This is a genomic window from Massilia sp. WG5, assembly GCF_001412595.2.
Taxonomy (GTDB): Bacteria; Pseudomonadota; Gammaproteobacteria; order Burkholderiales; family Burkholderiaceae_D; genus Telluria.
Window position 1 is genome coordinate 2,817,110 of record NZ_CP012640.2, and the last position, 14,720, is coordinate 2,831,829.

Annotated in this window: 10 protein-coding genes; 5 read left to right on the plus strand and 5 right to left on the minus strand. The window is 68.1% G+C overall.

The genetic code is table 11. The features are described from left to right. Nucleotides 1-25: 25 nt before the first annotated feature. Complete coding sequence (locus tag AM586_RS12515) at nt 26-2,602, minus strand: EAL domain-containing protein (protein ID WP_047821419.1); 2,577 nt, start codon at nt 2,600-2,602, stop codon at nt 26-28. A 10-nt stretch (nt 2,603-2,612) separates the two neighbouring features. Beyond that, a complete protein-coding gene (locus tag AM586_RS12520; RefSeq protein WP_047821417.1) occupies nt 2,613-4,643 on the minus strand; it encodes an ATP-binding protein in 2,031 nt (676 codons plus the stop codon). Between the two features lie 297 nt (nt 4,644-4,940). Between AM586_RS12520 and AM586_RS12525 the strand changes: the two genes are divergently transcribed. The 3 genes from AM586_RS12525 to AM586_RS12535 are packed head-to-tail and all read left to right on the plus strand — an operon-like array spanning nt 4,941 to nt 9,210. Continuing rightward, a complete protein-coding gene (locus AM586_RS12525) occupies nt 4,941-5,423 on the plus strand; it encodes a CinA family protein (RefSeq protein ID WP_047821415.1) in 483 nt (160 codons plus the stop codon). Nucleotides 5,424-5,441: 18 nt separating this feature from the next. Next, nucleotides 5,442-6,320 carry a metallophosphoesterase gene (locus tag AM586_RS12530; RefSeq protein WP_082439893.1) on the plus strand — a complete coding sequence of 293 codons (879 nt, stop codon included), beginning with the start codon at nt 5,442-5,444 and terminating at the stop codon, nt 6,318-6,320. 43 nt (nt 6,321-6,363) lie between these two features. Next, a complete protein-coding gene (locus AM586_RS12535) occupies nt 6,364-9,210 on the plus strand; it encodes a pitrilysin family protein (protein ID WP_082439783.1) in 2,847 nt (948 codons plus the stop codon). Between the two features lie 43 nt (nt 9,211-9,253). Here AM586_RS12535 and AM586_RS12540 read toward each other — a convergent pair whose 3' ends face one another. Beyond that, nucleotides 9,254-11,662: a hypothetical protein gene (locus AM586_RS12540; RefSeq protein ID WP_047821410.1), complete on the minus strand. Its 2,409-nt coding sequence runs from the start codon at nt 11,660-11,662 to the stop codon at nt 9,254-9,256. Between the two features lie 228 nt (nt 11,663-11,890). Between AM586_RS12540 and AM586_RS12545 the strand changes: the two genes are divergently transcribed. Together AM586_RS12545 and AM586_RS12550 are read left to right on the plus strand one after the other, a co-directional pair. After that, nucleotides 11,891-12,214 carry a helix-turn-helix transcriptional regulator gene (locus tag AM586_RS12545; RefSeq protein ID WP_047821408.1) on the plus strand — a complete coding sequence of 108 codons (324 nt, stop codon included), beginning with the start codon at nt 11,891-11,893 and terminating at the stop codon, nt 12,212-12,214. Continuing rightward, the gene (locus AM586_RS12550; RefSeq protein WP_047821406.1) at nt 12,211-13,206 is read left to right on the plus strand and encodes a cation diffusion facilitator family transporter; all 996 of its coding nucleotides are present in this window, start codon (nt 12,211-12,213) and stop codon (nt 13,204-13,206) included. Before AM586_RS12545 ends, AM586_RS12550 begins: the two co-directional genes overlap by 4 nt. A 9-nt stretch (nt 13,207-13,215) precedes the next feature. Here the strand turns inward: AM586_RS12550 and cysK are convergent, their stop codons facing one another. Both cysK and AM586_RS12560 read right to left on the minus strand, forming a co-directional pair. Beyond that, on the minus strand, nt 13,216-14,148 hold the full coding sequence (cysK, locus tag AM586_RS12555) for a cysteine synthase A (protein WP_047821404.1): 933 nt from the start codon (nt 14,146-14,148) through the stop codon (nt 13,216-13,218). Nucleotides 14,149-14,178: 30 nt separating this feature from the next. Beyond that, nucleotides 14,179-14,697 (minus strand): FKBP-type peptidyl-prolyl cis-trans isomerase, encoded by a 519-nt coding sequence (locus AM586_RS12560; protein ID WP_047821403.1) that lies wholly within the window; start codon nt 14,695-14,697, stop codon nt 14,179-14,181. Nucleotides 14,698-14,720 lie beyond the last annotated feature (23 nt).

Below are 14,720 nucleotides of genomic sequence, written 5' to 3' on the forward strand. Positions count from 1 at the left end.
TGGGCACGGGGAGCCCACGCGCAAACTACGCCGCCTCTTCGTCGCGCGGCGTCTTGCGGTCGTCGTACGGCCCGTGCGTCAGCCAGTACTGGCGAAAGGCCAGGCGCACGTTGTCGCGCAGCTCGTTGTCGTTCCACGGCTTGGTATAGAAGCGGTAGATGGCGCCGCGGTTGATCGAATCGAGCACCGTGTCCACGCCGGTGTAGCCGGACAGGATGATGCGGATCGTGTCCGGATACATCTCCTTCACCCTGCTCAGGAACTCGATGCCGCTCATCGCCGGCATGCGCTGGTCGCACAGGATCACCTGCACGTGGTACAGCGCCAGCAGTTCGAAGCCCTCGGCCGGGGTGGCCGCCGTCAGCACCCGGTAGTTATCGCGCCGGAACAGGCGGTGCAGGGCCGCCAGCACGTTGACGTCGTCGTCCACCACCAGCAGGGTCTGGACGTTGCGGTCGTCCGGCGCCGGGCGCTTGGGCTGGGCGCGGTTCTCCAGCACCAGCTTGCCCAGCTCCTCGGCCGGCAGCGCGCGCGAGAAGTGGAAGCCCTGGATCTCGTCGCAGAAGTGGCGGCGCAGCAGCGCCATCTGGGCGCGCGACTCCACCCCTTCGGCGATCACCTGCATGTGCAGGCTGTGCGCCATGCTGATGATGGCCAGCGCGATCGCGGCGTCGTCCGGATTGGTCGTGATGTCGCGCACGAAGGCGATGTCGATCTTCAGCTTGTCGATCGGGAAGCGCTTCAGGTAGGCCAGGCTCGAATAGCCGGTGCCGAAGTCGTCGATCGCGATGCGGATGCCGAGCGCCTTCAGGCTCTCCAGCACCTGGATCGTGTGCTCGAAGTTCGACATCAGCGCGCTCTCGGTCAGCTCCAGCTCGAGCAGGCCCGGCTCCACCTTGTGCTTCTGCAGCGCGCTGCGGATGTCGCCCTCGAGGTCGCCCTCGACGAACTGGCGGCTGGAGACGTTCACCGCCACCCGCACGTCGCGCACGCCCTCCCTGTTCCAGGCGGCGATCTGGCGGCAGGCCTCGTCGACGATCCAGGCGCCGGCCCGCACCACCATCCCGGTCTCCTCCATGACCGGCACGAACTCGGCCGGGTAGACCAGGCCGAAGCCCGGGCGGCGCCAGCGCAGCAGGGCCTCCACGCCGCTGACCCTGCCGGTATTCAGGTCGAGCTTGGGCTGGTAGTGCAGCTCGAACTGTTCGCCGTCGAGGGCGCCGCGCAGCGCCAGCTCGAGGTCCAGGCGCGCCAGCACCTGCACGTTCATGCCGGAGGTGAAGAAGCGGTAGCCGTCGCGTCCCGCCTCGCGGGCCCGCACCATCGCCACGTCGGCGTACTTGACCAGGGTGCCGGGATCGGTGGCGTCGTCCGGGTACATGGCGATGCCGATGCTGGCCGTCAGCGCCGCCCGCTGGCCGTTCAGGTCGAAGGGCGCGCGCAAGGCTTCGCGCACTTCGTTGGCGACGCTGGCCGCCTCCTCTTCCTTCTGCTCGGGCGTGGTGGTGAGGATCAGCGCGAACTCGTCGCCGCCCAGGCGCCCGAAGCTGTCGCGGTGGCGCAGGGAGCGCACCAGGCGCGTGCTGAACTGGCGCAGCAGCTCGTCGCCCAGCGCCGGGCCGAGCGAATCGTTGATGACCTTGAAGCGGTCCAGCGTGATGAACAGCACCGCGATGCGCCAGTTCTTGTCCTGGGCCAGTTCGATGGCGTCGCGCAGGGTCTGGAAGAACAGGGTGCGGTTCGGCAGGCCGGTCAGGCTGTCGTAATTCGAGATGTGCTTCAGGCGCTGGGCCGCGTGGATACGCTCGCTGATGTCGCGCGCCACCGCGATCAGCATGCGCATCTGGTCGAGCTGCTGCAGCTGCCAGCCGATCTCGACCGGCACCGAGCCCTGCCCGTCGGCGCGCAGCAGTTCGGTCTCGACGATGTCGTGCTCGCGCGGCGCCTCGCCCGGATCGGCGTAGCGTTCGAGCTGGGCCCGTTCGGCCAGGCCCAGCGCCACCGGATCGATGCGCAGCAGGGCCTCGCGCGAAAAGCCCAGCATGCGGCAGGCGCCGTCACTGACGTCGAGCATCGCCATGTTCCGCGCGTCGACCAGGAAGATGGCGTCGGCGGTGGCGTCCATCGCGCCGCGGAAGCGCTGCAGCTCGGCGGTGCGTTCGCGTACCTTGCGCTCCATCCGTGCGCCGTACTCGCGCGACTCCTTGTGGAACAGGCGCACTTCCAGGAGGTTGCGGATGCGGGTCAGCATCTCGACCGTGTCGAAGGGCTTGCCGATGAAGTCGCGCGCCCCGGCCTCGAGCACGGCCAGCTTCTTGTCCGGTTCGGCCGTCACGACCAGCACCGGCAGCCAGGATTCGCGTTCCATCGGCTTCAGCGCCTCCATCACCTGGAAGCCGTCCATGGTCGGCATCTGCAGGTCGAGGATGATCAGGTCGAAGCGGTTCTGCAGGTGCAGCGCGGCGACCTGGCGCGGGTCGGTCGTGCTCGACACCTGCTCGTAGCCGGTGGTCTTGAGCAGGAATTCGAGCAGCTGCACGTTCACCGGTTCGTCGTCGACGATCAGGATGCGCGCACGCCGGATATCCGAAGGCGAGATCATAAAGCTAAGCTCATGGAGTGGTCCTTTCTTCCGCGGCGCGCTGGGCCAGCACGCCGTCGATGGCCTCATGGAATTGTTCGATGTCGATCGGCTTGGTCAGGTAGCGGGCGAAGCCGGCCGACAGGCCGCGCTCGATATCGCGCGGCATGGCGTTGGCGGTAAGGGCGATGACCGGGATATGCGCGGTGTCCGGCTCGCGCCGCAGCTGCGCCAGCACCTCGAAGCCGCTCATGCCGGGCAGGTTCAGGTCCATCAGGATGATCGCCGGGTGGTGGGTATGGGCCAGCGCCAGCCCGGCATGGCCGTCCGGCGCCGCCAGCAGGCGCAGGTCGGCGCGGAAGCCCACGATTTCCTGCACCAGGCGCAGGTTGGCCGGATTGTCCTCGATGTACAGGATCAGGCGCGGCACGGCGTCGCGCGTGGCGGACGCGCCATCGCCGTCGCCGGAAGACCCCGGCGCCGCCGGCTGCGCCAGCGCGCCGTTCATCCTTCCCGCGGCCGTCAGCTCGATCCAGAACGTCGAACCGACGCCCGGGCTGCTGGTAACGCCGATCTCGCCCTTCATCAGCTCGACCAGGCGCTTGGTGAACACCAGGCCGATGCCGGTGCCTTCCTGGGCGCCGTTCTCCTGCCCGAGGCGGTTGAAGGGCTGGAACAGCGCGGCCACCTGGTCCGGGCGCAGGCCAGCGCCGGTGTCGCGCACCGCCAGGCGCAGCCGGTCCGGCCCGCAGGCCTCGCATTCGAGCGTCACCGATCCGCCCTCGCGGTTGTACTTGACCGCGTTCGACAGCAGGTTCAGCAGTACCTGCTTCAGGCGGGTACGGTCGGCCTGCACCTGCGCCGCCACGTGTTCGGGGAATGCCACGCGGATGCCGTGCGCCGCCGCCAGCGGTCCGATCATGGTGCGGCACTCGGCCAGGATCTCGGCCAGCTCGACCGGCTCCATCGACAGCGTCAGCGCGCCCGCCTCGACCTTGGCCAGGTCGAGCACCTCGTTGATCAGGGTGAGCAGGTGGCGCCCCGACTTCAGGATATGGCCGGCGAATTCCTTCTTCTGCTCCGGCGTGGTGGGCAGGTTGTCGGCGGCCAGGATCTGGGCGAAGCCGAGGATGGCGTTGAGCGGCGTGCGCAACTCGTGGCTCATCGACGACAGGAACGCCGACTTGGCCTGGTTGGCGCTGCGCGCCTCCTCGATCGCCAGCTCGAGCTCGGAATTGGCCAGCTCCAGCTGCATGGTGCGCTCCTGCACGCGTTGCTCGAGCCCTTCGTTCAGGCGCATCACTTCCTGCTGGGCGAGGGCGCGCTCCAGCGCTTCGCGCGCGATCTCGTGGTTCGAATTTTCCAGCGCCAGGGTGCGCTGCTCGATCTCGGTCAGCATTGCATTGAAGGAATCGACCAGCGCCGCCGCCTCGTCTTCGCTGATGCGCGGCGCGCGGCGAGAGTAGTCGCGCCGCGCCACCACCTCGCGCGCGATGGTGGTGATGGCGTCGATGGGCGTGGTGATCGTGTGGCCCAGCCGCCGCACCAGCAGCCAGGCGATCAGCAGCGCCAGCAGGGTCGTGCCGATGCAGATCAGCAGGTAGTCGCGCACCCGCGCCATCAGCAGGTCCGACGAGCGCAGGTAGACCGTGCCAAGCATATCGCCGTTTTCCCGGATGGGTTTATACAGGACGAGTTCTTCGCCGTCCTTGAGGTGCCCGACCTTGCCCGGATGCGGCGGGAAGGCGCCGCTCTCGCCGGGTGCCAGGTAGGACGCGAACAGCGCACCGGACTGGTCGTAGATGGCGGCCGCGCGCACCGTCGGCCGCGAGCGCAGCATGGCCAGGTTCTCGCGCGCCAGGCGCGGGTCGTCGAAGCTCAGCGCGGCCGAGGTCGCGTGGCCGACCAGTTCGGCCTGGGTCGAGAGGTCGTTCAGCAGCGCACGCTGGTAGCCGCGCAAGTCGTAGGCGACCACCGTGCCGACCGACACCGCCAGCGCCGCCAGCGTGGTCGACATCACGATCGTGACGAGCTTGGTGCGGATCGAGCGCTGACCGATCATGCTGCCTCCGCCGTATGCCGCGCCGGCGACTCCCGGCGCGCCGGCCCCAAGTGGCGTTGCGCGAAACGTTCGAGCGGCATGTCAGTCCTACATCAATGAATGAACACTACCGGAACAGGCCCGGCAGGCGTGCAGGATAGCAGTAGCCTTTCGGACGATGTCGCACGGAACGACATCGGATATTTACACTGTCCACTGCTGCATGGCTTTTCGTTAAGGTTTTTAGCGCGCACCTGACCGAGGCGCGCTAGAATGGTCCGGCGCAGTACAAGAGGCACCTTAAACAAGGGAGAGGACATGGAGAACGATATTCTTGAACTGGCGGCCAGGGTCGGCAAACTGCTCGAATCGAAGCGCCTGCTGCTTGCCACCGCCGAGTCCTGTACCGGCGGCGGCGTGTCCCAGGCCATCACCGAAATCCCCGGCTCGACCGGCTGGTTCGAGTGCGGCTTCGTGACCTATTCGAATGCTTCCAAGACCGAGATGCTGGACGTGTCGGCCGCGCTGATGGCCCAGTTCGGGTCCGTCAGCGTGGAGGTGGCGGGCGCGATGGCCGAAGGCGCGGTCGCCAACAGCAATGCCGATGTGGCCGTGTCCACCACCGGCATCGCCGGCCCGACCGGCGCGGTGCCGGGCAAGCCGGTCGGCACGGTCTGTTTCGGCTGGTCGAAGGGCGGCACCACCTATACCGAACGCCTGGTCTTCCAGGGCGACCGCCGCGCCGTGCGCGAACAGACGGTGGCGCATGCGCTGACCGGACTGCTGCGCTTCCTCGAGTAAGGGGTGCCGGCGTTCGCGATGCGTGCAGGCCTGGCGGCGGGCGGCCTGCTGCTGGCCGCTTCCGCATCGGCCGGCGCTGGCATCACCGTCTATGCGGCCGGCGACATCGCCCGCTGCGCCGGCAGCGATCCGGCCTGGTCGGGCGCGGCCGACACCGCCCGCACCGTCGCCGCCGGCCTTGCCGCCGATCCGCAAGCCGTGGTGCTGACCCTGGGCGACCACACCTACCCGCGCGGCAGGCCCAAGGAATTCACCGACTGCTACGGCCCGACCTGGGGCCGGTTCAAGGACCGCACCTGGCCCGCGCCCGGCAACCACGAGTACTACACGCCGAAGGCCGCGCCCTACTTCGCTTACTTCGGCGCGCGCGCCGGACGGGGTTACTACAGCCTGGAGATGAACGGCTGGCACATCGTCTCCCTCGACAGCAACCTGGCCCCGGCCGAGCATGCCGCCCAGCTGGCGTGGCTGCGCGCCGATCTCGCCAGCCATCCGGCGCGCTGCACGCTGGCGTTCTGGCACCATCCGCTGTACAGCTCGGGCGGACATGGCAGCATCCCGACGATGCGCGATGCGTGGCGCCTGCTGCAGGAGGCCGGCGCCGAGCTGGTGCTGTCCGGCCACGACCACGACTACGAACGCTTCGCGCCCCAGGATGCCGACGGCCGCCTCGACCGCGCACGCGGCATGCGCCAGTTCGTGGTCGGCACCGGCGGCGCCTACCCGACCCCGTTCCTGCTCACGGTCGACAACAGCGAGATGCGCGACAGCGGCCGCACCGGCGTGCTGCGCCTGCGCCTGCTGGACGGCCGCTACGAGTGGGAATTCCTGGAATCCGCCCGCCTCACGCCGCTGGGCCTGCCTCCGCCCGACCGCGGCAGCGACGTCTGCCACTGAACATCGATGAACCATCACTGAACCATCCGAGCCGGAGCCGCGCATGAAGCCACGCTTGCCCACCCTCTTCCGCCTGTCCTGCGCGATGTCCGCCGCGGCCCTGGCCCTGGCCGCCACGCCGGTCGCCGCCCGGCAGCCCGCCCGCGACAGCGCGCCGGGCATCGGCAGTCCGCTGCCCCAGGTCGCCTATACGAAGACCACGCTGCCAAATGGCCTGGAGCTGATCCTGATCGAGGACCACCGCCTGCCCATCGTCGCCGTCAATGTCTGGTACCACGTCGGGCCGGCCAACGAGGCGCCCGGCCTGACCGGCTTCGCCCACCTGTTCGAGCACATGATGTTCGCCGGTTCGCGCCACCTGCCGCGCGGCCTGGCCGACCGCCTGCTGGAAGGCGCCGGCGCCACCGACAGCAACGGCAGTACCGACTACGACCGCACCAACTACTACGACACCGTGCCGTCCAACCAGCTCGAGCTGGCGCTGTGGGTGCACGCCGACCGCATGGGCTACCTGCTCGACGTGCTCGACCAGGCCGCGCTGTCGAACCAGCAGGACGTGGTGCGCAACGAGCGCCGCCAGAGCGTCGAGAACCGCCCCTACGGCATCGTCGAAGAGGCGCTGAACCACGCGCTGTTCCCGAAGAACCACCCCTACTACGCCTCGGTGATCGGCTCGCACGCCGACATCCAGAACGCGAAGCTGGCCGACGTGCGCGACTTCTTCGCCCGCTACTACGGCCCCAACAACGCCAGCATCGTGATCGCCGGCGACATCGACAAGGCCAAGGCGCGCGCCCTGGTGACGAAATACTTCGGCAGCTTCAGGCGCAGCTCGCCGGTGGCGAAACCGACCGTGACGACGCCGCCGATCACGCGCGAACGGCGCCTGACGGTGGCCGACCGGGTCGAACTGCCGCGCGTCTACATGGCCTGGCTGACCCCGCCGGCCTACCAGCCGGGCGACGCCGAGCTGGCCGTCACGGCCCAGATCCTGGCCGGCGGCAAGGCCGGGCGGCTGTACAAATCGCTGGTCTACGAGCGCCAGATCGCCCAGGACACCTCGGCCGCGCAAAACTCGAACGCGCTGACCTCGACCTTCGTGATCGACGTCACCGCCCGCCCCGGCATTGACGCCGGGGAACTCGAAGCGGCGATCGACGCCGAGCTGAAGTCGCTGCGCGACGCCGGCCCATCCGACCAGGAAGTCGAACGCGCGCGCAACACGATCGAGACCGCGATGCTGACCTCGATCGAGAAGCTGGGCGGCGCGGGCCTGGCCAACCAGGTCAACCAGTACAACCAGTACACCGGCGATCCGGGCTACCTGCCGAAGGACATCGCACGCCTGCGCCGCGTCAGCGCCGCCGACGTGCAGCGCGTGGCGCGCAGCTACCTGCAGGCGAATGCGCGGGTGGTGGTGGCGGGCGTGCCGGGCAAGCCGGAACTGGGCCCGGACCCGGCGGCGGCGCCCGCGAAGCCCGGCGCAGGCCCGGCCGACCGTACCGCGGCCGGCATCAACCGCGACGAAGCCTGGCGCCGCCAGCCGCCGAAGCCGGGGCCGGCGCCGAAGTTCACGCTGCCGCAGGGCGAGAGCTTCCAGCTGCCGAACGGCCTGCGCGTGATCCACCACTACAATCCTGCGCTGCCGCTGGTGGCGGCCGAGCTGGTGCTGAAAAGCGGCTCCGACGCCAACCCGGACGACGAGCCGGGCCTGGCCGGCTTCACCGCCCAGATGCTGCAGGAAGGGACCGCCACGCGCAGCGCGCCGCGCATCGCCGACGAGATCGCGCAGCTGGGCGCCTTCCTGGGCAGCGGCAGCAGCACGGATTCGTCGACGGTCTCGCTGCTGTCGCTGCGCTCGACCTTCGCGCAGGCGCTGGACGTGCTGGCGGACGTGGTCCAGCATCCGGCCTTCCCCACCGCCGAAGTCGAACGCCAGCGCGCCGCGCGCATCGGTGCGCTGACCCAGCAGCGCGACAATCCGGACGCCGTGGCGGCAGTTGCCGGCGCCTCGGCGCTGTACGGCGCCCGGCACCCCTACGGCTACGGCCAGCTCGGCACCGAGCAGGCGATCCGCGCCGTCACGCGCGACGACCTGTACCAGTTCTGGCGCCGCCACTACGTGCCCGCCAACGCGGCCCTGATCGTCTCCGGCGACATCGCGCTGGACGACCTGCGCGCGTTGGCGACCAGCCGCTTCGGCGGGTGGCCGCGCGCCGCGCCGGCGCCGGTGCTGCCGGGCGATCCCGGGGGGACGAAAGCGCGCCTGGTCATGGTCGACAAACCGGGCGCGCCGCAGACGGCGCTGCGCGTGACCGAGGTCGCCACGACCCGCAAGACGCCCGACTATCCGGCCATGCAGGTGATGAACGCCGCGCTCGGCGGCCTGTTCTCGAGCCGCCTCAACCTCAATCTTCGTGAAGACAAAGGCTACAGCTACGGCGTGTTCTCGGGCTTCCGCTACGACCGCACGCCGGGTCCCTTCGTCATCGCCGGCAGCGTGCGCACCGACGTGACCGGCGCCTCCATTTCCGAGATCTTCAAGGAAGTGCGCGGCATTCGCGCGAAACCGCTGCCCCCGGACGAGCTGGCCGGCGCGCGCGATTCACAGGTGTATTCGCTGCCGGGCCAGTTCGAGACCAACAGCGCGATCGGCGCCAGCCTGGCCGAGACCTATGTGTTCGACCTGCCGGCCGACTACTGGCGCACGCTGCCGGACCAGTTCCGGCGCGTGAGCGCGGCACAGGTGCAGGCGGCGGCCAACAAGTACCTGGCGCCGGAGCGGATGAAGGTGATTGCGGTGGGAGACAGGGCGAAGGTGCTGCCGCAGCTGAAAGACCTGGGGCTGGGGCAGGTGGAGATGCGGGATGCGGATGGGCAGCTGCCCTAGGCGGAAAACCGGCAGGCCGGGATCGGCCCGCCGGTATCCCTTCTCAGCGTAACTGCAGGTCCCACACCCCGCGGCCATAGGTGGACGCGCGCAGGAAGCTGCCGTCGGTCGGCATGTACAGGTCGCTCACCTCGACGGTCGGCAGGCCGGCGCCGAACTGGCTCCAGTTGGCCCCGCCGTCGGTGGTGCGATACACGCCCAGCCAGGTCGCCGCATAGACCGTATTGCCGCTCAAGTCATTCGGCGCCGCCAGCAGTTTCTGGATCGGCACGTTCGGCAGACCATTGCTCGCCGCGCTCCAGCTCGCGCCGCCGTCGGTCGACTTCACCACCCGGACGCTCTGGCTGGTCGGGTTCTCGGACGACACATACAGCACCGAGTTATTGGCCCAGGCAACGCTGCTGTTGTAGCCCAGGTGGCCCGGCACGATCGTGTTCCGCGTGGCCCAGTGCGCGCCGCCATCGGTCGTCACCAGCAGCCTTCCGCCGGGCCCGACCGCGGCCACGTGGTTCAGGTCGATCGGGCTGACGCCCAGGCTGTGCGAAGCGCCGCGAATGAAGGTGGAGGCCGTGCTGCCGCTGAAGATGGGACGCCACGAGGCGCCGGCATTGTCGGTACGATAGATCAGGCTGGCCGTGTTGGTGAAGTAGGTCTGGCCCGACGGGTCGGCCTGTGCGCTCGGGGTCGCGATCGGCGTCACGAAATAGGCGTTGCAGGCGTTCACGCCGTTGTAGGTGCAGGTCGCAGGGTCGAAGGCGGGATCCGCCCACTTCTTCTGGATGTTCGGATCCTTCTGCGAATAGTAGATGTAGCCGTAGACATAGCTGCCCAGCGCGGTCACCGTGGTCTTCGACTGGCTCCAGCCGACACCGAAGCCGTCGCCGCCGAAGCTCTGGTTGAACACGCCGGTATTGCCCGAGCGGATGCGCGTGCCGTTGTCCTGCAGGCCGACCAGCACGCTCTTCGGATCCGCGCCCGAAGTCGCCATCGAATAGATCAGGTGGTCCGCCAGGCCGACGTTCTTCTGGTCGTCCCAGCTCGCGCCCTCGTCCTTGCTGACGAACAGGCCGCCATCGGTACCGAACATCACGCGCTTCTTGCCGCCGGCGGTCGACACGATCGCGGTATGGTGGTCGGCGTGCACATAAGGCAGGCCGAACTGGCCGAGCCAGTTGCTCAGCAGGCGCCAGGTCTTGCCGCCGTCGGTGGTCTTGCCGGTATTCAGCTGGCCGCCGAGGTAGACCGTATTACGGCCGGGGTCGGTCGGATCGACCGTGATCATGTGGTTGTAGAAGCCCTGGCCGCCCATCAGCTCCATGGTCGGGTTCTCTTCGTTCGGGTTCACCGGCGCCTTGCTGTTCAGGCCCAGCGCGGTCCAGGAATTGCCGCCATCGTCCGTGCGGTACAGGTCCTTCTGGTCGCAGCCGGCGTCGCAGGAGCGCGCGACGTAGGCGTAGGCGACCTTGTCGCCCGGCGCGCCGACGGCCAGCGTGATGCGGCCGGCGCCGGCCGTCACGTTGGGCGCCGACAGCGCGGTCCAGGTCACGCCGTCGCTCGACTGGTAGATCGTGGCCGGGCTGTAGTAGCCGCTGGTGGCGACCGTGGCCAGCCAGCCGATGCTGGTACGCGCCAGGCTCCAGGCTGTGCCGCCGCCCAGCACCTTGGTATAGGTCTTGCCGGCATCCGCCGAGCGGAACACGCCGGAACCGGTGGCGACCAGCACCACGTCGGTGGCGCCGCGGGTATCGACCTTCACGTCCGTGACCGTGCCGGCATTGTCGAGGAAGACGAAGGGCGACCAGGTATTGCCGCCGTCGGTGGTCTTGAGCATGGCGCCGCCGACCAGGGGAATGCCGTCGAACGGGTCGCCGGTGCCGAAATACAGGGTCTGCGGATCGCGTCCGAAAGCGGCCGCGCCGCCGCTGGTGGTGATGACCTTGTCGGTGATCGGGGTCCAGGTCGGATACGGGGCTTCGAAGTTCGAGGTTTTCCAGATGCCGCCCGAGGACGACAGCACGTAGACCGTGTTCGGGTCGGTGGGATGGGGCAGGATGGTGCGCAGGCGTCCGCTGTCGGTCACGCTGAGCTTGATGCCGTTCTCGGTTTTGGTGGCGCGGGTCGGACCGATGGACTGCCATTGCGGCACGCCGGCCGGCGCCGTGGCGCCGGGCGCCAACTGCGGATACATGCTGCGCTGCCTGCTCCATTCCTGCGCCATGCGGCGCGAGAAATCGGCCGGCAGGGTGGCGCCGTAGCGCGCCTTGAGCCATTCGAGGCGGCCCAGCACGGTCGGACGATCTTCCTCGCCGCTGCCCGCTTGCTGGAACGCCCGGAAATCCTGGGCGCTGCGGTAACCGCTGTCATCGGTTGCCGTTTGTGCGTGCGCGATCGAAGCGACGCCGGCCGTGGTGAGGATAGCACCCAGCCATTTTCTTGGGATTAACGAAGCCATTCTGTCTCCATTTATCAGTTGTTGTAATCCGCAGATGCGGAACTGACGAGACTACTGCGGCCGTCCAGGCATGTCATGCATTTCAATAAACTGTTGTGCAAAAAAAGCAACTCAACATTACGAACTTGTAATGTATGCATGCACGATTGACAGGGCGCCGGCACACACAGCGCTTGCGCCGTCCTCGTATTTGCGCTTAACATGTGAACAGTTCTTCACATGTTAAGCATGAGCACACCTCCCGACACCGACCACCTGGTCGACGAACTCGCCGACCTGTTCCACCTGCTGGGCGACCCGACCCGGCTGCGGATCGTATTGGCCTGCCTGGCGCAGCCGATCGCGGTGGGCGACATCGCGACCAGGCTGGAGCTGTCCAGTTCCCTGGTCAGCCACCACCTGCGCCTGCTGCGCGCGGCCCGCATCGTCAAGGCGGAGCGCCAGGGCAAGCAGGTGTTCTACACGGCCGCCGATGCCCACATCAGCGGCCTGCTCGCCAACATGTTCGAACACATCGCCGAACCAGAACCAGCAAACGGATTAGACGCATGAGCCTTCACCACCATCACGACCATGGCCACGGCCACGGACACCATCACCCGGCCCCGGCCGACGCCGGTCGCGCCTTCATGCTGTCGATCATCCTGAACGCGGGCTTCGTCGTCATCGAATTCGCCTATGGCTTCATCGCGAATTCGACCGCGCTGATGGCCGACGCCGGCCACAACCTGTCCGACGTACTGGGCCTGGTCCTGGCCTGGGGCGCGGCGCTGCTGGCCAAGAAGACGCCGACGCGCCGCTTCACCTATGGCCTGCGCGGCTCCTCGATCCTGGCGGCGCTGGGCAATGCCCTGCTGCTGATGGTGGCCTGCGGCGCCATTGCCTGGGAAGCGGTGTTGCGCTTCGCCCATCCGGAACCGGTGGCCGGCACCACGGTGTCGATCGTGGCCGGCATCGGGGTGCTGGTCAACGGCTTCTCGGCCTGGCTGTTCATGGCCGGCAGCAAGGACGACATCAATGTGCGCGGCGCCTACCTGCACATGGCTGCCGACGCCGCGCTGTCGCTGGGTGTGGTGGTGGCGGGCCTGGTGGTGATGAGCACCGGCTGGACCTGGCTCGATCCGGCGGTCAGCCTGGTGATCGTGGTGATCATCGTGGCCGGCACCTGGTCATTGATGAAGGAATCGCTGCAGATGGTGCTGGCGGGGGTGCCGGCCAGCGTGGACGCGACCCAGGTCACGGCCTTCCTCGCCGCCCAAACCGGCGTCACCGAGGTGCACGACGTCCACATCTGGGCGATGAGCACCACCGAAACGGCGCTGACCGCCCACCTGGTGATGCCGGACGGGTACCCGGGCGACCAGGCGATCGACCACATCGTCGAGCACCTGCGCGAGGATTTCTCGATCCACCATTGCACGCTGCAGGTCGAGCAAGGGACGACGAATCACAGCAGCTGCGCGCTGCACGGCGGGCATGAGCACGACCATGACCATGACCACGCCGATGAGCACGGACATGCCCACGCGGGGCACGCCCACTGAACGTGGCCCTTATCCGGCCAGGTTCGCGTACAGCGGCGTGCTCAGGTAACGCTCGCCAAACGAGGGAATGATGGTGACGATCATCTTGCCCGCATTCTCCGGCCGCTGCGCCACCTGGATCGCGGCCCACAGCGCTGCGCCGGACGAGATACCGACCAGCAAGCCCTCCTCGCGGGCGGCCGCGCGCGCGGTCTCGAAGGCGTCGTCGTTCTTGACGGCGATGACCTCGTCGTAGATGTGGGTATTCAGCACTTCGGGGATGAAGCCGGCGCCGATGCCCTGGATCGGGTGCGGGCCCTTGGTGCCCTTCGACAGGATCGGCGACGCTTCCGGCTCCACGGCAATCGCCTGGAAGCCGGGCTTGCGCGCCTTGATCACTTCGGCCACGCCGGTGATGGTGCCGCCGGTGCCGACGCCGGCCACCAGGATGTCGACCTTGCCGTCGGTGTCGCGCCAGATCTCCTCCGCCGTCGTGCGGCGGTGGACTTCCGGGTTGGCGGGATTGTTGAACTGCTGCGGCATGAAGCAGTTCGGATCGCTTGCCACGATTTCCTCGGCGCGGCGGATCGCGCCCAGCATGCCCTCCGGCCCCGGAGTAAGGACTAACTCAGCACCATAGGCGCGCAGCAGCATGCGGCGCTCGTTGCTCATGGTTTCGGGCATGACCAGGCGGCAGCGGTAACCGCGCGCCGCGCACACCATCGCCAGCGCGATGCCGGTGTTGCCGCTGGTGGGTTCGACGATGATGGTATCGGGGCCGATCTTGCCGGCCTGTTCGGCCGCCTCGATCATGGCCCAGCCGATCCGGTCCTTGACGCTGTGGGCGGGATTGTAGAACTCGAGCTTGGCGAGGATGTCCGCGCCGGCTCCCCGGGATAGGCGCCGGATGCGCACCAGTGGAGTATTACCGATCAGTTCAGTAACGTCGTTTGCGATGCGCATTTGCCCCTCCGCGTCAGGTTGTGTTTTGACTTACTTAACGTCCAGCAGTTCCACGTCGAAGATGAGGTCCGAATCCGGCGGAATCCCGCCCGGACCTGGCGAGCCGCGCTTGCCGTAGGCCAGCTCGCTCGGGATGATCAGGGTGCGCTTGCCGCCCACCTTCATGCCGGCCACGCCCTGCTCCCAGCCCTTGATCACCTGGCCGGCGCCGAGGCGGAAATCGAGCGGCGTGCGGCCCGGGTTCAGCGAGGAGTCGAACTTGCGCCCGCGCTGCTTGGCTGCCATCGGTTTGTAGAACCAGCCCGTGTAATTGACCGTGACGTTGCTGCCGAGCGTGGCTTCCTTGCCCTTGCCGACGACGGTGTCGATGATCTGGATCTGCGGTGCGGTGGACTGGACGGTGGGCTGGGCCGGCGTGTCGGTCGCCTGCTGGCTGGCGCCGGGATCGGCGGCCGTGGTCTGGGCCTGGGCGGAGTCCTGTGCGCTGGCGGCAGTCGCCGCCAGTAGCAGGCTTACGAAGGCACTTTTTAAAACAATATGACGGATCATTGGACCTCTTTCATCGTTCAATT